This is a genomic window from Paenibacillus taichungensis (assembly GCF_047302525.1).
Lineage (GTDB): Bacteria > Bacillota > Bacilli > Paenibacillales > Paenibacillaceae > Paenibacillus > Paenibacillus taichungensis_B.
Genome location: NZ_CP168020.1, coordinates 6,068,937 through 6,085,195 on the forward strand (window position 1 = coordinate 6,068,937; position 16,259 = coordinate 6,085,195).

Genomic DNA, 16,259 nt, shown 5'->3' on the forward strand with positions numbered 1-16,259 from the left:
TGCATCCGTCACAAAGGATGCAGCTTTTTCAGTTGAAATCCTCTCATTCCATGCGGTAGAAGAAGGACGTAATGTTGATGGTGAGATCACCGTGTGTATTGTTTAGCTGCGTTCAGGCAGCTCTGTCGTCGGATCTTCCCCATAAAGCTCGTTCAAATGAGTGATGTGACCCTCACCCCAATCATTCATGGCCTGTAATAAAGGGGTCATTCGTTGACCGTACTCCGTGATGGAGTACTCGACTTTGGGAGGAATCTGCTGATAGATCTCACGATGGACGATGTCGTGATACTCCAATTCCCTTAATTGTTGGGTCAGCATTTTCTTGGTAATGTCAGGGATGGCCCTCTGAAGTTCACTAAATCTCATGGTGCCATTGGCGAAAAGCCGAAGTAAAATCACCGGTTTCCATTTCCCAACAAGGATGTCCAACGCCGTTTCAAACTTGCAGTAAGTACTCATAGGAAGCCCTCCAATCCTTTATTTATCTAAGGTTTCTTTTTGTATACTATGTTTAGTTTAAGTGCCTACTTCCAAATAGTTACCCCATAAAATATTATATGCCTAGGTGTTGATCATAAACAAGAAGAGGGGCTTACGAGTTATGAATATGGCGTTATGGATTGTACAAAGCATATTGGGTGTAGGATTTATTTTCTCGGGATGGATGAAGGCGTTCCAGTATGAGCAGGCAAAGAAATCGTGGCCTTGGGCAAACGAAGTTTCAAGAGGGCTGGTATTTTTTATCGGGGTCATGGAACTGGTTGGGGTCATTGGACTTATTGTTCCTCAAGCAACGAATATCGCCCCTGGATTGACACCGCTGGCGGCCATTGGCCTAGCTGTCGTTGTGCTGTTAGGAGCCATATTCCACATTGCCCGTAAGGAGTATAAGCAAATTGTTGTGAATATCGTTTTCCTGGTATTAGCTGTGTTCGTAGCGGTAGGACGCTTCTGAGTTTCAAGTTTCAAGTTCACGAGGGGAACACTGGACAGATATTTTGGATAGGAAAGTAGAGGCGATTGATTTCCGGTAGGGTTACGGAGAGCGGTCGCTATTTTTTATCTGGATATGATAAAAAAATAGAGAGGGATTATGGTAGGTAGATAGCTATTTTCATTGCAACAGTATGTAATATAATGGTATTATTTTATTGATATTACCAGTAAGTTGAATGCAGATTATTTCTATACAGGAGGTGGTACAAGAGAACGATAGGGAAAATTGTTGACCCCATGGATATGCCGCACGCAGCAAGAATACCGAGATGAGACATAGGCTCGTTTGTCATACATTATAATGTAAGCGCTTCACTTCTAGTTCAGCTATCGCATATACGATATTTAAATCTGATTTTGGCCCATTACGAAAACGTTAAAAAACGATTCCAGGGAGGGATTAGCTCGTGAGCAGACGTTTAATGAAGAAGGGATTCAGTTCGTTTCTATTACTGGTGATGATGGCAGCAGCGCTATTATATCCAACATCCACCGGACACGCAGCCACCATCAATGTTACGGATAACGGGTCAAGGATTGAAGTGAATACAGGAGCAGGGCTGGTATACACGGTGAATAAAACCAATGGCGATATCATATCAGCCAAAATGAACGGAACGGAGCTGAACGGCTCCAGCAAGGGGTCCCATATCGGCTCTGGTTTGGGCTCAGCCAATGTAACCTGGAACACCTCTCCTTCGGGATCAACCGTATTGATCACCGTCTCCACCAGCACGCTTACCCACTACTATGCATCACGTGGTGGTGAGAACATCATCTATATGGCAACGTACGTCACAGCAGAACCGTCTGTAGGTGAATTGCGATATATTTTCCGGGGCAACGGCAGCGTATTGACAGGGGTTCCGGCCAATTCGAATAATCGGAACAATACCGGAGCAATTGAGAGCCAGGACGTTTTTGGTTACGCCAACGGACAGAGTACCTCGAAGTATTACGGCAACGATCAGGCCAAGGATCTGACCATTCGAGGCGTTACGGGTAACGGTGTAGGCGTGTTTATGGCCTATGGCGACCGAGAGAAAAGCTCGGGAGGTCCGTTCTTCCGTGATATCCAGTTCCAGAGTGGTGGGGATACGGAGGTCTACAATTACATGAATTCAGGACATGCCCAGACAGAAAGTTGGCGTATGGGCCTGCATGGGCCGTATGCCTTGATCTTCACCACCGGCGCAACGCCAAGCGTACCTGATTTTAGCTGGATGTCGGGTCTTAACCTGACTGGTTGGGTGTCCAGCCGAGGTAATGTCGTGCTTAACGGGCTCTCTGGCATGGATACGGGTTATGCATATACAGTTGGTTTTGCCAACAGCAACGCCCAATATTGGGTGAATGCTTCTTCCAGCGGGGCGGCTGGCAAATACAGCATGATTCCAGGTACATACACCATGACGGTGTATAAGGGGGAACTGGCCGTCTATACCGAAAGTGTGAACGTCACTGGAGGATCAACGACAACGCTGAATACACGTACGATCAACAATGACCCAAGTAAAGCATCCAGCATCTGGCGCATTGGGAATTGGGACGGTACACCGTCGGAGTTCCTGAACGGCCAGACGATTCCAATCCGTCATCCTTCCGATAGCCGTAATCCAAGCTGGGGCCCTGTCAGTTATGCGACCGGCAGTGCAACCAACAAGTTCCCTGCGATTCAGTTCCGGGGGCAAAACTCGCCCACAACCGTTACCTTTAGCCTGAACTCTTCTCAAGCTACATCTTCGCATGTTCTTAACATCGGTATTACGGCAGCATACAACAATGGAAGACCCAGCGTAACGATTAACGGTCAGACGTTAACGAATCCGGCAGCTTCCTCCCAACCGAATTCGCGCAGCTTTACGATTGGAACCTATCGGGGCAACAATACAACCTTTTCCTGGAATATCCCGGCTTCCTATTTCGTTAATGGGGCAAACACGGTAACCATTACGCCGATCAGTGGCTCCAGCGATTTAGGCAATTGGTTAAGTGCCGGGTGGGTGTATGACTGTGTTGAATTGTTGAATTAAAAATAGGCCAACTAAAGGACCTAATTAAGCCAACCGGATAAGGTTAGCCTTATCCGGTTTTTCCAATTTCCATTTTAAACACTTCGCTTGCTTCGCTAAAGATATCCAAAATAAGGATATAGGGCCGAATGCATTGCAGAAAGACAATTCCTCTGCTATTATTTAGACATCTAATATTTAGTCATCTAAATAATAGATTGGTTATTTATTTATTTTCGGTTTCTTTATGAAAGGAGCTTGAGAACCTTGTTAAGAATGAAAGAGAAAGTAGCCCTTGTAACTGGAGGCGCTTCTGGAATAGGATTGTCCGCAGCCCAATTGATGGCGAAAGAAGGAGCAAAAGTCGTTATTGCTGATTTCAATGTCGATGGGGCAAAAAAAGCGGCAGCGAATATTCAAGCTGAAGGCGGAGATGCAGTGGCCGTTTTTCTTGATGCCGGAGACGAAACTTCGATTAAGGAAGCTGTGGAATTTACGGTGCAACAATATGGTAAACTCACGAGTCTGTTCAACAATGTTGGCCTGACCAACCTGAAGAAGGATTTGGACGTGGTTAACGTAGATCTAGACGAGTGGGATCGGCTGATGAACGTGAATCTGAAAAGCGTGTTGCTCGGCTGTAGATTCGCCATCCCTCATATGATTGAAGCGGGTGAAGGTTCCATCATTAATACAGCCTCTATGGCTGGCTTTACAGGAGATGCGGTTCGGGTTGCCTATGGTGCCTCAAAAGCAGGAGTCGTGAATCTGACAAGGTATATTGCCACACAATATGGCAAGCATAACATTCGTTGCAATGCTGTCGCACCTGGATTGATCTTGACCCCGGCAGCCCAGAATAATATGCCTCCAGATGTATTGGATATGTTCGCAAAATATAACGCACTGCCTTATCACGGGGAGCCCGATGATATTGGATACACTGTCTTATTTCTGGCCTCAGACGAATCCAAATTCATTACCGGACAGACCATCCAGGTTGAGGGCGGCCATTATATTGCCAACCCAACCGTTCCGGATTTTGAACAGTTTATGAAATCACACAATACGCTTAGCAACTAAAGCAGCGTCGTATAAATAAATTACGTTAGGAGCGTTTCATATGGGAAGATTAGATAATAAAGTAGCTATTATTACTGGTGGAGCTTCAGGAATTGGTGAAGGCATGGTTGATCTCTTTGCAAAGGAAGGCGCCATCGTTATTGCTGCAGACATTAATGAGGAAGCACTGGAGAAAGCAAGCCAAAAAGAGAATGTGTACGGAATGAAGTTGAATGTTTCCTCGGATGAAGATTGGGAGATATTAGCGAAAGTAGTTAACGAACGTTTTGGTAAAATTGACATTCTGGTCAACAATGCTGGCATTTCTTCAGAGAAGCCGTTTGAGGAAATCAATGCAGAGGATTGGCAGAAAATGCTCTCCATTAATGGCTTTGGCCCGTTTGCTGGCATGAAACATGTAGCTCCTTATATGGCAGCGCAAAAGAAAGGTTCCATCGTCAATATCTCTTCATACACCGCATTGATAGGACAAGGCTTTAACCACTATTCGGCATCCAAAGGGGCGGTACGCGCATTATCCAAAGCGGCGGCGACAACCTTTGGTCGTCAAGGTGTTCGGGTGAATGCTCTTTTCCCTGGGATTATCGAAACACCAATGACTCAATCCCTGAACACATCGAAGGAACTGCTAGACCGACTAATTCAGGCAACGCCTTTGCAACGTCTGGGTCAGGCTATCGATATTGCCAACGCCGCGTTGTTCCTGGCTTCGGATGATTCTTCGTACATTACAGGATCTGAGCTGGTTATCGATGGTGGATACTCAGCCCAATAGCGTGTAAAATGATGACAGCCCTTAAGTTGAATGAGGGCTGTTGTTTATTTTTACGAGGAGGATCACATGGAAGAACAGAACATTTTTGAGCTCATACACAACATGGACAACTTTACCAATAAATTGATTATACAGTGGAACAAATCGTTTAATGAGGACCTCGGCGTCTCTCATGTGCTTGTACTCAGTCATCTCAATCAAAATGGAAAAAGCCGACCTTCGGATATTGCAAAACTATTGGGGCTAACCCCGCCTACGCTCAGTTATTTAGCTGATAAGCTGGTTGCCAAGAAATTAGCCGTCAGGATGGTAGATGAAGCTGACCGCCGCATTATATATTTGAACATTACCGACAAAGGGGCCGAAGTCCTTGAAAGAGCAATATTGGAGGGGCAGAAGCTGCGTAAGAATTTATTCCAGAAACTGACCGAAGAGGATCGAGCACAATTAGTAAATATTTTTGAGAAGATGAATCGGGAAGATTGAAGAATAGCCTGAACCTTTAACATAAAGGAAGCAGGCTATTTTTTTGTATCGCTAATACCTATCCATGCAGAATTTTAGTTATGATATAAGGGTAAGGCATCTTTGCCAAGTACTTCAAATCAATAATGATCCAGCGTATCGCTGGTGTACAAGAAAATAATCTGTTCAGGATGCACGATATTTTGGAAGGGGGACAGAAGGTGATATGCAGGAACCGATCAAAGTATATAACACCGCAGTTGAGGCTCTTCTTGAAGTGATTGGCGGCAAGTGGAAGCCGGTTATTCTATTCCATCTTACCTTTGGCAAGAAACGTAATGGCGAACTGATGAAGCTGCTACCTACCATTACACAGAAAGTATTGACCCAACAGCTTGGCGAACTGACGGAGGCGGGGATTATTGCCCGTATTTCCCATCACCAGGTCCCACCAAAGGTGGAGTATGAGTTAACGGAGTATGGGTGGAGTCTTAAAGAGATTCTTCATCTGATGTGTAGATGGGGAGATACACACGTGGAAAAGGTTTATGGTGATCGAGGAAAAATTCTGTTCAAGCCGCCGACTTCGGACCGTTGACGGTACAAAGCCGATTCTTAAAACAGGAATCGGCTTATTGTGCATTTTATTTCTATTACGGGATGATCTTGCGCTCGCGTAGATTTTCAAAGATATCCATAAACATAGTCTCTGTATCAACGAAATCGTGAAATCCGAAGCGACGAGCTTTGGATCCATCTGCAAAGAAATCATAATCCCAAGAGAAGACAAAATCACCGAAGGACCAGGAAGAGACATCATCATAGGAGGTATTCATTAAACCATACTTTTCAATCATGGAACTCCAAAGCACTTCTTTGTCTGCCATAACGGTTGCAAGCGAAAGCGGCAGTGGTGGTGCCGTGTCCAGTTCGAAAAATGCAGCGATTTTGGGCCAAAGTTCATTCCAGCGAAATAGATCGCCGTTGGTGATATTAAACGCCTGATTGGCACAGCGTGGATCGGTTGCCGCCCAGACAGTCGCACGAGCGAGCAGTGATGCATCGGTCATTTCAAGTAGGGAATGGTAAGCTCCGGGTTTCCCGGGAAAGCGAAGTGGCAATCCAAGTTCCTTAGAAATGGACGCATACACCCCAATAACCATGGCAAGGTTCATTGGATTACCCAAAGCAAATCCACATACAACAGATGGACGCAGGGCTGACCAGGTCCAACTGCTTCCGGGTTGCCGATCCTCGAGAAACTGCTGCTGATCGATATTGAATTCAGGGGGCATATGATGCGCATCCGTTTCCCTGGCGGGTGTTTTAAATGGGCCCAGATGTGCACCGTATACCTTATAACCTTGCATTAGACTGATATGTTGGAGGTTGGGGGCGATCGGTTCGATGGTATTCACCACATTGACGAGCATCGCGAGATTGGGCTGCACCAATTCGGCCCAGGTCGGGCGATCCTGATAAGCAGCGTAGAAAATATGAGTAACCGTCGTTAAATGGCACAGTTTGGCCTGAGTATCCGCTTCGTCTAGCAAATCGGCCGAAATATAACGTAACCTAGGGGCATCTTCCCCTCCACGACGCGATACACCAATAATATTCCATTCCGGAAGTGTCATCAGGTAATCAATAAGGTTACTTCCAATGACGCCTCCAGCACCGATGACAAGCGCAGTGTAACGGGTAACAGATTGATCGGGTTTCAATGGGCATGCTCCTCTCTTCTTCTGTCATTATTGTGGATCAGAAAAAGAAAGATGAGAAGTACGCACCTCAAAGTGACATACGCACTTGAGAGTAATATATGGGTCTGGAGCAGGTTATGAAGGTTCTTTAGTGTAATGAGTCCTTCCCTTATTTTTATCATTTCTAATGAGTTCTTCATATGTTAGTATGTTTAACGTCAGAAGCGCGGATGAAAGAATGGCGCTAATCGGGGTCATGGTGGGTGGAATATGATGCGCAATTGGGTTCGAAATGGAAATGTGCAAATGACTGCAGTTGCTTTTGCTACAGCTGTAGGGGCGCTTTTTAAAATAAATCCTTTTCGAGAAGATTACTTCCGGATTGGACTGGGTGTAAGTATACTTTTATTTTTGCTGATGATTATGCCGCATCTGTCTTATGTGAAGACGGGAATTTTGGCGGGGATTGCGAACTTCATCTTTCAATCGGCTGATTTACTGAATCATGTGAATTCGATCTCGATCATCGAAAGCATGCAGGATAATCTGGGCGCGGGAATGTATTATGTCGTGTTTACCTATGGCCTCAGTAAATTTAAGAACAGATTCCATGAGATACCGCCTCTTGTGCTAGGTGGATTGATTACGTGCATTGATTTTTCATCTAATCTCGTGGAGCTATTCATTCGCGGTGTGTTGAGTGGGACGAATATCTTTTATATGAAAGAATGGCTTTATCTGCTGGTGCTCGGTGGTTTGCGAAGCTACTTTATCATCGGGCTGTATAACAGCGTTGCGGTGAGGCAGATGCGACTGCTGCATGCTGAGCAAGAGAAGCGGATGGAGCGGATGCTGAGCGTTAACTCAGGTCTGTACGGTGAAGTCTTTTATCTGAAAAAAGCCATGAATACGATTGAAGGCATTGCCGTAGACAGCTACGACCTTTATCGGGATCTCAGAGAGCAGGAATTGAACCAATATAGCCAGCGGACGCTCGGCATCGCTCAACAGATTCATGAGGTCAAGAAGGATTCCCAGCGTATCCTTGCAGGTCTGTTGAAATTGTACGATAGCGAAAAATCAGTGAATATGAGCCTTTCCGAGGTACTAAACTTTGCGACCAAAGGAAATCGGAAATATAGTGAAATGCTGAATAAGAAGATTGAGATCCATATCGACCAGCAATATGATTGCGACTCCCCTTACTACATTCCTCTCTTAACTGTGATGAACAATCTGATCGCCAATGCCGTGGAAGCCATTGAATACGACGGAACAATTCAGATTCGAGTATTGGAAGAGGGAGCGGATGTGCAATTTGTAGTCATCGATTCTGGGAAAGGTGTACCCGAGGCGAAGGGAGACGTGATCTTCGAACCAGGTTATACAACCAAATTCAATGAAGTGGGCATTGCGGCGACTGGAATTGGCCTGTCCCATGTACGTGATATCGTTCAGTCTCTGGAAGGTAGAATCAGCGTGAAATCAGCACCGCAAGGCGATAAGGGCTCCGCGTTTGTTGTATCCATTCCAAAAGCGAATCTCATTAAGGAAGACGGTGCAGACGACACTTTCTATCCAGATCGTGGATGATGACGTCATGTGCAGAATCATGCTGATGGATATCATTGAACCCGGATGAGGATGGAGCGGAGCGACTCCTTCTCACATCCTCATGGATGATCCAGCAAAAATGATTAATCCAGAATCACTTTTTTATCGGGTTGTTCCAGAAACTCAAACATGGTTTTAACTTGTTCAATCGTATTCCTTTCCAACGAAAGCTCAGGCAATTCGTCCAATGAGAAGAATTCAACCGCACTGGTCTCCACCCCTGTTTCAGCTTTTCCTCCAACAATTTCACATTGAATAAACATCTTATATACATGATAGGGTTCGGGTGGATGATCATGAAATTTTTTGTCCAATACGGCTAAAAGTCTCATCGGCAGGACATCAAACCCGGATTCTTCTTTAATTTCTTTCACGGCTACCTCCGATGGTGAGAAGCCGATGTCGCCCCATCCCCCTGGTAATGCCCATGCCCCATCTATTTTCTCGCGAACCAAAAGTATTTTATTTTCCCTGAAAACAACACCACGAATATCAACTTTAGGCGTTGCGTAACCGGAATCACTTGCAAACGTGAGTGAAATTTTTTCTTTGTTAACCGAAGTGTAGTTGGAAGCAGAAGAATTGTTGTCAATAATTACAAACAAGGGACAACTCATAACAACCGGATTGTTCAAATGAATAAATAAACACGCTCAAAAAGTCGTTGCTTTTCACTATGGAACTGCGAGATATTATAAAGAAAAGCTGTGCGGAAGGAGAAATTACAATGAAAATAACCATTGACCAACTGGGTAACTCCAAGGTTGCCATCATCGAAAGCAATGACATCGTTATTAACAATGTTCAAGACGCACTGGATTTGATGGCCTCAGTGAACTACACAGATGACGCTCATAAAATCCTGATTGATAAATCCAACCTCACCGAAGATTTCTTCGAACTGAAGACCAAACTTGCAGGTGATATTTTGCAGAAATACGTGAACTATCAGGTGAAGCTTGCCATAGTCGGAGATTTTGACGGATACAACAGTAAAAGCCTCAGAGACTTCATCTATGAGTGCAACCATGGCAAGCATGTTTTCTTTTTGAAAAACAAAGAGGAAGCGCTTCAGGCTTTGCACAATATCGGATAATTCCACATTCAGAGCGGTAAGAAATCGATTTATTCTTATGGAGGAGGTACCATTATGATTGCAGATTTGAAGCGAGTACCGAATGGCACCATGGCTTGTTTTGAACGTCATTGGAAGCACGCTGCGGAGGATGTATGGTCCTTTTTAACGGAAAACGAAAAGCTTGCAAAATGGTTCTCCGAACTCGAAGTAACGGACCTTCGGGAAGGTGGAAGCATCAAGTTTAATATGCCGGATGGTACCTTCAAGGAACTCAACATTATCGAGCTTATCCCTGGCTCTGTTCTCGAATATACCTGGGCAGAAGACCGGGTTCGGTTTGAGTTATACCCAGAGCCGAATGGGTGTCGTCTGCTGCTGCTTGAAACCATCCATCACATCACAAGCCATACACCTAAAGATCTAGCGGGGTGGCATGTCTGCCTGAACGTCATTGAGGCATTACTGGATGGGCGTGCCTTGGAATCTCGTGAAGCAGAATGGAAAATCTGGTACGAGAAGTACCAGAAGCATGTAGACCATTTTCTCAAAATCTAGTCATATGAGGCTGCCCTCTGGGGCCGATAATCATGCGGGAGGGGAGGATACATCGTGAAGGCTAATGAGAAATTACAGACGTACGCGTTATCTGATGTCAGCAACCTCAAAGTACATGGTAGAACGACAGGACAACGGTCGCCCTTAACCTTGTTTTGGACCGGAAGTGCGGTTGAAATTAATGTAAAAGGCTCCGAGTTGTGGGTGGAGATCGAGTCCGATTATGACCTGTATGAGCCCTGGATCAGCATTCTGATTAACGGTGTCCCGGTGAGCAGACAGATGTTAATAGCGGGAAGGTATTGGACCTGCGTATTCCGAGGTATGAACGAGAATGTGGTGAAAAATGTACGTATCGTCAAAGATGTACAGGCCATGAATGGAGATCCGGGCTGTTCCTTGCAGATTCATGCGATGAAATCAGATGGTGCCTTCGTGCCTGTAGAGGAAAAAACGTACAAGATTGAATTTATCGGGGACAGTATTACATCCGGAGAAGGTGCGATTGGGGCCAAAGCGGAAGAGGATTGGATACCGATGTGGTTCAGTGCTATACATAATTATACAGCCATGACAGCAGAAGCGCTGAATGCAGAATACCGGGTCATCTCGCAGAGCGGCTGGGGTGTACTGACGAGTTGGGATAACAATCCGAATGCAAATATCCCTGATTATTACGAGCAAGTCTGTGGATTGGTGACCGGAGATAAGAACGCAGCACTTGGCGCAGGGGGTAAGCATGATTTTAATTCCTGGCAGCCGGATGTAGTGGTGATTAATTTGGGAAGCAATGATGGAGGAGCCTTTCAAACCCCGGCGTGGAAGGACCCCGTTACCGGAAAGGTGCATAAGCAACGCTTGAACGAAGACGGCACGTACCACGAAGAGGATCTAGCTGTTTTTGAGAATGCCGTGACCCGATTCTTGATTCAACTTCGAAAAAACAATCCAGAAGCGCATCTCGTATGGGCATACGGCATGCTTGGATGCCCAATGATGCCAGCGATCTATCGTGCTGTTGACGCTTATACGAAACAGGCTGGAGATACGAAAGTCTCGGTTATACAGCTTCCAGATACGACCGAGGAGACGGTAGGCGCCAGAAGCCATCCGGGTGAGTTATCTCATCGAAGGACTGCTGATGCGTTAGCGGAATATCTAAAGGGGATTCTAAAATAATTTTAATTTACATTTGAATTCGGAGAGCCAGACCTCTCTTGAATTAGAGAGGCCTGGCTCTTCTTTTAGTGCACCTTGTACATCGGGAGGAGATGTTTATACTACGATTACTGACCTTGTACCTGATAGCGGATCGAAATGATCTGCCCCAGCGTCTGCGTATGAATCATTTTGAAATGGGTGGGTACCGTCCCTGTTGGAAATAGGGGGATTCCTTCACCAAGAATTTTCGGGATAATGGCAATCTCAACCTCATCGAGCAGTTGTTGTTCCAGAACGGCTTGCACCAGCTGGCCTCCGCCAACAATCCAAATGTCACCGCTGGAGTCTTGCTTCAATCGAGGAATCAGGTTCTCCACAGCCTCATCCGTAAATTGTACATGTGGTGCAGGGGCTTGTTTGGAACGGGAAAGTACATACGTCGGGCGGTCCGCATAGAGGAAATCCTCTGACAGCTTGAGAACCTCTTCATACGTAAGACGTCCCATAACCACCGATCCAATCGTTGAATAAAACTCGCCATACCCGTTATCGCCACCATCGCCTTCCACATCGAACAGCCAATCCACTGAACCATCCAGTCTTGCAATGTACCCATCCAGACTCATCGCAATATATAACACGACTTTATTGTTAGACATATCAATCGCTCCCTTCTGAAATGTATGATACACTTCAACTATGACAAATGTTGACGTAGTTAGGTGGGGTGAACATGAATAATCGAAAACTCGCATTGATGCGACTGATGGATTCGAGAAAGAAATTTACGGCTCGTGAATTGGCGGAGCGTTTTCAGGTGTCGATCCGTACGATTCAGCGAGATCTGAATGATCTGCAGGAGTTGGGCTTTCCTTTGTATACGGAGGTTGGAGTGAACGGGGGTTACCGAGTGCTGCCTAATCGGATTTTGCCACCACTCCAACTTACACAGCATGAGGCGTTGGGTTTGTTTATGATGATTGAATATTTGGAGAACGTCCCGGATTTTCCGTACGGATCGATACGTGAGCATCTCGCCGAGGAATATTATTCAACTTTACCTCAGGATGTACAGGATCTGATTACACGGATGAGGCAGCACATTACGTTCCTTCAACATCATGCTGTGCAGGTCGAGGCATTAACAACAGAGATATTAGGCGCGGCAGTAGATAAAAGAGAAATTGAATTTATATATCATTCCCGGCAGGGACATAAAAAAGTACAGGTCTTCCCCATCGGCATCTATTACGATCACGGGCATTGGTATATGCCGGCCCGGAGGAAGGATCGGGTGCTGTTGTATCGGGTGGATCGCATGCAAGAGCTGGTTATGTTGGATTCCATCGACGAGTCGGTTCCTAGTTTGCAAGAGTGGTTGAATTTCAAGGAAGAGAGAGAAAGCGTAGAAGTCGTGCTGCAATTCACGGATTTTGGGGCGAGACTGGCAGGATCAGATGTACTGTTCAAGTCGGTTGAAGGTAATGAATGGCGAGGACTTGTTCCGCCTGAGGAGTTTCCTTTTACAGCGAGGAAGCTGCTTTCCTATGGGCCTGAAGTGAAGGTGGTTGAGCCTCTGGAGCTGCAACAACAAGTGAGAGAGATGCTGGAACGGAGTTTGAATCAGTACTGAATGTTGTAAAAGGATATTGTGTTCTCATATTGAACTTATAAGAGTACCATGAAAGTAACTAATATAGGATTCACCGAATGGGGGGCTACCATGATTCGATTCATAAGAAGTTTCACGATCCGCTCTATGCAGAGTCCATGCGATGAACAACGGCGGTTGTTTGTATAGAGCTTGAAGTCCATTTCCGCCACACCACTATAATGCGTATAACAGTGTTCATCGGTTGACTCTGCTGCCTTAAAGATCTTAACTTTTAAGGAGCGGAGCAAATATGAAATATATTAACGCAGACACCATCTTCCCGAAACCATTATTGAAGGAAATCCAGCGCCATATCCCTGGTGGATTGGTGTATATCCCCAAACCGAAGGAAACCCATCAAAAGTGGGGCGAGAATTCGGGCAGCCGAATGGTTTTGGAGCAAAGAAACGATGAGATCCGCCAGCTATTCGCTGCGGGCATGTCCATCGACCAACTCATAGAGCAATTTTGTTTGTCCATCGACAGTATCAAGAAAATTGTATATTCCAAAAAGTGATTAAAAGGTTAGAGCTGCATTCGAGAAATCGAATGTGGCTTTTTGTGTTTTCTTCACGTTTACCCCGGCAGCATTCGCAAGGTCTGTCCTTCCGGAATATGATATAGCATACCAAGATCGCAAATCTTCATTATTCTTCTTAGTTTCATCGACTGCTTCTTCAGATTTGGATTCTATACTGATCTCAGAAATCAACTTAGGGGGTCGGACAGCATGGAATGGTTATCCTTTTTGAAGCAATACATCCAGGGACCCCGATGGATTGGGGCGATTGCCCCCAGCTCAAAATATCTAGCAGCAAAAATGGTGAAAGACATCGCATTTGACCGTGCATCATGCATTGTGGAGTATGGGCCAGGCACGGGGGTGTTTACGGAAATGCTGCTTGCGAACATGCAGCCAGGGACGGTCTTGATCCTGATTGAAAACAACGCCCGCTTCTGCCAGTTGCTTCACAACAAGTACGGTCATCTTCCGAATGTACACATCATTCATGATTCTGCCGTGCATGTCGATCAGCACATACAACTATATGGACTGAACAAGGTTGATTACATTGTATCCGGACTGCCTTTTGCGAGTCTGCCTGCGGAGATATCACTGGACATTTTATCTAAATCAAGGCAATATTTGAAGAAAGATGGCAAGTTCATTACTTTTCAGTACACGTTACTTAAACGGGGATTGCTCAAGCAATTTTTCGAAAACGTAAGCATGACAAGGGTGTACCGTAACCTGCCGCCTGCTTATGTATTCAGCTGTAGCCGATAAAAAGAACGCACAGGATGGAGGATGATTTTGCGTAAATTAAATTATATCATCGGAACAGTTACTCTGATGTCTTTCATAATGATGGGGTGTAACGAGTCCAAAAAAAACGAAAGTATTCAAGAGCCAGCTCCAACTTCAACTAGTCAGTTGAGTATATTGACGAACCAAAAGGCATCTGCCCAGGAAGAGCAGCAGGCTCTTGAAATGACCTTGGATTATAAAAAGACGGAGTTTGCAGTCGATAACAAGGAGGGTGAAGAATTATTAACCGTAGAAAAGGTGCTAGCCAAAAAAGAGATCATGAAGCCCTTCCTGACTGAACGGAATCTTGAAAGAAATAGTATGGGTTTGCCATTTCAGGTGGCAGACAAAGAAGATGCGTCACTGCATGCTGAAGATATAAAAGCGAAGATTAAAGAAAGTAAAAACGATTGGATGCTCGTGGAGTACACGCTAAATTTGGTATTTACGAATTATGATGGAGAAGAAACGAAGACCATTCCGTTAGAAGGGGAGATTACCTTTTTACAGGAACAAGGGGAATGGCGCATTCAGGACGACACATACAATATGAAAGAAATCTTGGATATCGTCAATAAGTCATTGTAATTCATTTAGAGTCTGTGAGTCCGGTACGTTGTGTACTCCCCATTTGCATATTTCCTCGAGAATCGGCATCAGGCTCTGCCCCCTAAGTGTTAAGGAATACTCCACCTTTGGTGGTGTCTGGTCATATTCCACCCTTTTCACAATATCATCGCTCTCCAGATCATTCAGTTGGGAGGTTAACACCTTGTACGTAATTCCAGGGACACGTCTCTTGAGTTCTCCGTAACGTGTAACCCCATGAAAGGCAAGTTGATACATGATCTTCATCTTCCACTTTCCGCCAATGATGGACAAGGTGTAGTCAAATGGAGTCAGTGCTTCCTCCTTGGGTGTACTTAGTTTATCCATCGTAGATACGCTCCTTCGAGTAGGTGTAGGTACGCACTTTGAAGTGCGTACTTTTTTTGTACTGAACATGTGTATATTCTTAAATCAACTATATTTGTCCCATTGGAGTTTGTAAACCGAAGGAGCCGCGAATGGGAATGGAAGAAAGGACGAGAAAGATTGCCAAAACATGATGCAAATGAGTTTGTAACAGCAACTCTCTCTGTAGAGGAAATGTATAAATTGATGATCGGGTCTGTGGTGCCAAGGCCTATTGCGTGGGTTTCCACGAGGAGTAAGGAGGGGGTTCTTAATCTGGCGCCTTTTAGTTTTTTTACCGTAGCTTCGCGCAACCCACCCACACTGCTCATTTCCATTGGACCAGGCGTAGGCGATAGGGAGGGTACCGTCAAAGATACACTGGTTAATATTCGGGAGACAGGTGAGTATGTCATTAATATGGTCTCAGCATCGTTGGTAGAGTCGATGCAGCAATCGTCAGCTGATGTGGTATCGGGGAAAAATGAATTCGAACTGGTAGGTGTTACGCCTAATCCGGGCAAACGTGTGAATGTGCCTTCGGTGCTTGAGGCTCCGATTGCCTTTGAACTTACACTGGATCGGATTATTGAGGTGGGTACAGATCATCTGGTTCTTGGAAAAGTAGAGCAAGCTCAGGTTGATGATGAGGCTTATGCGGGTGATTATAAAATAGCAATAGAGAACTGGCGGCCGGTAGCCAGTCTGGCCGGAGATTATGCCTTAATCAAACCTGCATTCTCAATCAATATCAAATAGGGTTATCCCTGTCGGAATTAGGAATTTGGTAAAGCCGAAAGAGGCCATGTCTCCAGCTAAGATTCCTGAAGAAGCAGCCTCTTTCCAGAGATGTGGATGCTCATTCCCATCTCCGATCGCTTAACTAAAAATCAGCTC

At 45.3% G+C, this 16,259-nt stretch carries 20 protein-coding genes; 15 read left to right on the forward strand and 5 right to left on the reverse strand.

The window, feature by feature from the left end:
• Positions 1 to 102: 102 nt before the first annotated feature.
• On the reverse strand, positions 103 to 462 hold the full coding sequence (locus ACDJ58_RS27625; protein WP_413373954.1) for a winged helix-turn-helix transcriptional regulator: 360 nt from the start codon (positions 460 to 462) through the stop codon (positions 103 to 105).
• A gap of 142 nt (positions 463 to 604) precedes the next feature.
• Here ACDJ58_RS27625 and ACDJ58_RS27630 point away from each other — a divergent pair, with 142 nt between their 5' ends.
• The 6 genes from ACDJ58_RS27630 to ACDJ58_RS27655 all read left to right on the forward strand — a co-directional run bounded on the left by ACDJ58_RS27630 (position 605) and on the right by ACDJ58_RS27655 (position 5,932).
• Entirely contained in the window at positions 605 to 958 is a 354-nt protein-coding gene (locus tag ACDJ58_RS27630) for a DoxX family protein (protein ID WP_413373955.1), read from the forward strand.
• 448 nt (positions 959 to 1,406) lie between these two features.
• Positions 1,407 to 3,032 carry a rhamnogalacturonan lyase B N-terminal domain-containing protein gene (locus ACDJ58_RS27635; protein WP_413373956.1) on the forward strand — a complete coding sequence of 542 codons (1,626 nt, stop codon included), beginning with the start codon at positions 1,407 to 1,409 and terminating at the stop codon, positions 3,030 to 3,032.
• 255 nt (positions 3,033 to 3,287) lie between these two features.
• Positions 3,288 to 4,094 carry an SDR family NAD(P)-dependent oxidoreductase gene (locus ACDJ58_RS27640; protein ID WP_413379853.1) on the forward strand — a complete coding sequence of 269 codons (807 nt, stop codon included), beginning with the start codon at positions 3,288 to 3,290 and terminating at the stop codon, positions 4,092 to 4,094.
• 40 nt (positions 4,095 to 4,134) lie between these two features.
• Positions 4,135 to 4,869 (forward strand): SDR family NAD(P)-dependent oxidoreductase, encoded by a 735-nt coding sequence (locus ACDJ58_RS27645; protein ID WP_413373957.1) that lies wholly within the window; start codon positions 4,135 to 4,137, stop codon positions 4,867 to 4,869.
• Between the two features lie 66 nt (positions 4,870 to 4,935).
• Complete coding sequence (locus ACDJ58_RS27650) at positions 4,936 to 5,355, forward strand: MarR family winged helix-turn-helix transcriptional regulator (protein ID WP_053782485.1); 420 nt, start codon at positions 4,936 to 4,938, stop codon at positions 5,353 to 5,355.
• A 205-nt stretch (positions 5,356 to 5,560) separates the two neighbouring features.
• On the forward strand, positions 5,561 to 5,932 hold the full coding sequence (locus ACDJ58_RS27655) for a winged helix-turn-helix transcriptional regulator (protein WP_413373958.1): 372 nt from the start codon (positions 5,561 to 5,563) through the stop codon (positions 5,930 to 5,932).
• Positions 5,933 to 5,987: 55 nt separating this feature from the next.
• On the opposite strand, the gene ACDJ58_RS27660 is transcribed toward ACDJ58_RS27655, so the two are convergent.
• Positions 5,988 to 7,058 carry an SDR family oxidoreductase gene (locus tag ACDJ58_RS27660; RefSeq protein ID WP_413373959.1) on the reverse strand — a complete coding sequence of 357 codons (1,071 nt, stop codon included), beginning with the start codon at positions 7,056 to 7,058 and terminating at the stop codon, positions 5,988 to 5,990.
• Positions 7,059 to 7,307: 249 nt separating this feature from the next.
• On the opposite strand from ACDJ58_RS27660, the gene ACDJ58_RS27665 reads away from it, so the two are divergent.
• Positions 7,308 to 8,630, forward strand: a complete 1,323-nt coding sequence (locus ACDJ58_RS27665; protein WP_413373960.1) for a sensor histidine kinase — start codon at positions 7,308 to 7,310, stop codon at positions 8,628 to 8,630.
• Positions 8,631 to 8,734: 104 nt separating this feature from the next.
• Here the strand turns inward: ACDJ58_RS27665 and ACDJ58_RS27670 are convergent, their stop codons facing one another.
• The gene (locus ACDJ58_RS27670; RefSeq protein WP_413373961.1) at positions 8,735 to 9,256 is read right to left on the reverse strand and encodes an NUDIX domain-containing protein; all 522 of its coding nucleotides are present in this window, start codon (positions 9,254 to 9,256) and stop codon (positions 8,735 to 8,737) included.
• 122 nt (positions 9,257 to 9,378) lie between these two features.
• Here ACDJ58_RS27670 and ACDJ58_RS27675 point away from each other — a divergent pair, with 122 nt between their 5' ends.
• The 3 genes from ACDJ58_RS27675 to ACDJ58_RS27685 are packed head-to-tail and all read left to right on the forward strand — an operon-like array spanning position 9,379 to position 11,463.
• Complete coding sequence (locus ACDJ58_RS27675; protein ID WP_413373962.1) at positions 9,379 to 9,747, forward strand: DUF4180 domain-containing protein; 369 nt, start codon at positions 9,379 to 9,381, stop codon at positions 9,745 to 9,747.
• Positions 9,748 to 9,801: 54 nt separating this feature from the next.
• Positions 9,802 to 10,284: an SRPBCC family protein gene (locus ACDJ58_RS27680; protein ID WP_413373963.1), complete on the forward strand. Its 483-nt coding sequence runs from the start codon at positions 9,802 to 9,804 to the stop codon at positions 10,282 to 10,284.
• Between the two features lie 54 nt (positions 10,285 to 10,338).
• Positions 10,339 to 11,463 carry an SGNH/GDSL hydrolase family protein gene (locus tag ACDJ58_RS27685; RefSeq protein WP_413373964.1) on the forward strand — a complete coding sequence of 375 codons (1,125 nt, stop codon included), beginning with the start codon at positions 10,339 to 10,341 and terminating at the stop codon, positions 11,461 to 11,463.
• A 107-nt stretch (positions 11,464 to 11,570) separates the two neighbouring features.
• Here the strand turns inward: ACDJ58_RS27685 and ACDJ58_RS27690 are convergent, their stop codons facing one another.
• Positions 11,571 to 12,104 (reverse strand): dihydrofolate reductase family protein, encoded by a 534-nt coding sequence (locus ACDJ58_RS27690; protein WP_413373965.1) that lies wholly within the window; start codon positions 12,102 to 12,104, stop codon positions 11,571 to 11,573.
• Positions 12,105 to 12,178: 74 nt separating this feature from the next.
• On the opposite strand from ACDJ58_RS27690, the gene ACDJ58_RS27695 reads away from it, so the two are divergent.
• From ACDJ58_RS27695 to ACDJ58_RS27710, 4 genes are all read left to right on the forward strand, one after another.
• Complete coding sequence (locus ACDJ58_RS27695; RefSeq protein ID WP_413373966.1) at positions 12,179 to 13,078, forward strand: helix-turn-helix transcriptional regulator; 900 nt, start codon at positions 12,179 to 12,181, stop codon at positions 13,076 to 13,078.
• A 271-nt stretch (positions 13,079 to 13,349) separates the two neighbouring features.
• On the forward strand, positions 13,350 to 13,616 hold the full coding sequence (locus ACDJ58_RS27700; protein ID WP_413373967.1) for a CD3324 family protein: 267 nt from the start codon (positions 13,350 to 13,352) through the stop codon (positions 13,614 to 13,616).
• A gap of 213 nt (positions 13,617 to 13,829) precedes the next feature.
• The gene (locus ACDJ58_RS27705; protein WP_413373968.1) at positions 13,830 to 14,387 is read left to right on the forward strand and encodes a class I SAM-dependent methyltransferase; all 558 of its coding nucleotides are present in this window, start codon (positions 13,830 to 13,832) and stop codon (positions 14,385 to 14,387) included.
• A 27-nt stretch (positions 14,388 to 14,414) separates the two neighbouring features.
• Positions 14,415 to 14,996, forward strand: a complete 582-nt coding sequence (locus ACDJ58_RS27710; RefSeq protein WP_413373969.1) for a hypothetical protein — start codon at positions 14,415 to 14,417, stop codon at positions 14,994 to 14,996.
• Here the strand turns inward: ACDJ58_RS27710 and ACDJ58_RS27715 are convergent.
• Entirely contained in the window at positions 14,988 to 15,344 is a 357-nt protein-coding gene (locus ACDJ58_RS27715) for a winged helix-turn-helix transcriptional regulator (RefSeq protein ID WP_413373970.1), read from the reverse strand. The genes ACDJ58_RS27710 and ACDJ58_RS27715 overlap by 9 nt on opposite strands.
• 159 nt (positions 15,345 to 15,503) lie before the next feature.
• Here ACDJ58_RS27715 and ACDJ58_RS27720 point away from each other — a divergent pair, with 159 nt between their 5' ends.
• Positions 15,504 to 16,121: a flavin reductase family protein gene (locus ACDJ58_RS27720; protein WP_413373971.1), complete on the forward strand. Its 618-nt coding sequence runs from the start codon at positions 15,504 to 15,506 to the stop codon at positions 16,119 to 16,121.
• Positions 16,122 to 16,259: the final 138 nt, after the last annotated feature.

What these genes read in the sequence shown, in the direction of transcription:
- ACDJ58_RS27695 (WP_413373966.1), top strand. Translation starts at nt 12,179, where the DNA reads ATGAATAATCGAAAACTCGCATTGATGCGACTGATGGATTCGAGAAAG.
- ACDJ58_RS27690 (WP_413373965.1), bottom strand. Translation starts at nt 12,104, where the DNA reads ATGTCTAACAATAAAGTCGTGTTATATATTGCGATGAGTCTGGATGGG.
- ACDJ58_RS27705 (WP_413373968.1), top strand. Translation starts at nt 13,830, where the DNA reads ATGGAATGGTTATCCTTTTTGAAGCAATACATCCAGGGACCCCGATGG.
- ACDJ58_RS27680 (WP_413373963.1), top strand. Translation starts at nt 9,802, where the DNA reads ATGATTGCAGATTTGAAGCGAGTACCGAATGGCACCATGGCTTGTTTT.
- ACDJ58_RS27640 (WP_413379853.1), top strand. Translation starts at nt 3,288, where the DNA reads ATGAAAGAGAAAGTAGCCCTTGTAACTGGAGGCGCTTCTGGAATAGGA.
- ACDJ58_RS27665 (WP_413373960.1), top strand. Translation starts at nt 7,308, where the DNA reads ATGATGCGCAATTGGGTTCGAAATGGAAATGTGCAAATGACTGCAGTT.
- ACDJ58_RS27630 (WP_413373955.1), top strand. Translation starts at nt 605, where the DNA reads ATGAATATGGCGTTATGGATTGTACAAAGCATATTGGGTGTAGGATTT.
- ACDJ58_RS27625 (WP_413373954.1), bottom strand. Translation starts at nt 462, where the DNA reads ATGAGTACTTACTGCAAGTTTGAAACGGCGTTGGACATCCTTGTTGGG.
- ACDJ58_RS27675 (WP_413373962.1), top strand. Translation starts at nt 9,379, where the DNA reads ATGAAAATAACCATTGACCAACTGGGTAACTCCAAGGTTGCCATCATC.
- ACDJ58_RS27645 (WP_413373957.1), top strand. Translation starts at nt 4,135, where the DNA reads ATGGGAAGATTAGATAATAAAGTAGCTATTATTACTGGTGGAGCTTCA.
- ACDJ58_RS27700 (WP_413373967.1), top strand. Translation starts at nt 13,350, where the DNA reads ATGAAATATATTAACGCAGACACCATCTTCCCGAAACCATTATTGAAG.
- ACDJ58_RS27715 (WP_413373970.1), bottom strand. Translation starts at nt 15,344, where the DNA reads ATGGATAAACTAAGTACACCCAAGGAGGAAGCACTGACTCCATTTGAC.
- ACDJ58_RS27650 (WP_053782485.1), top strand. Translation starts at nt 4,936, where the DNA reads ATGGAAGAACAGAACATTTTTGAGCTCATACACAACATGGACAACTTT.
- ACDJ58_RS27655 (WP_413373958.1), top strand. Translation starts at nt 5,561, where the DNA reads ATGCAGGAACCGATCAAAGTATATAACACCGCAGTTGAGGCTCTTCTT.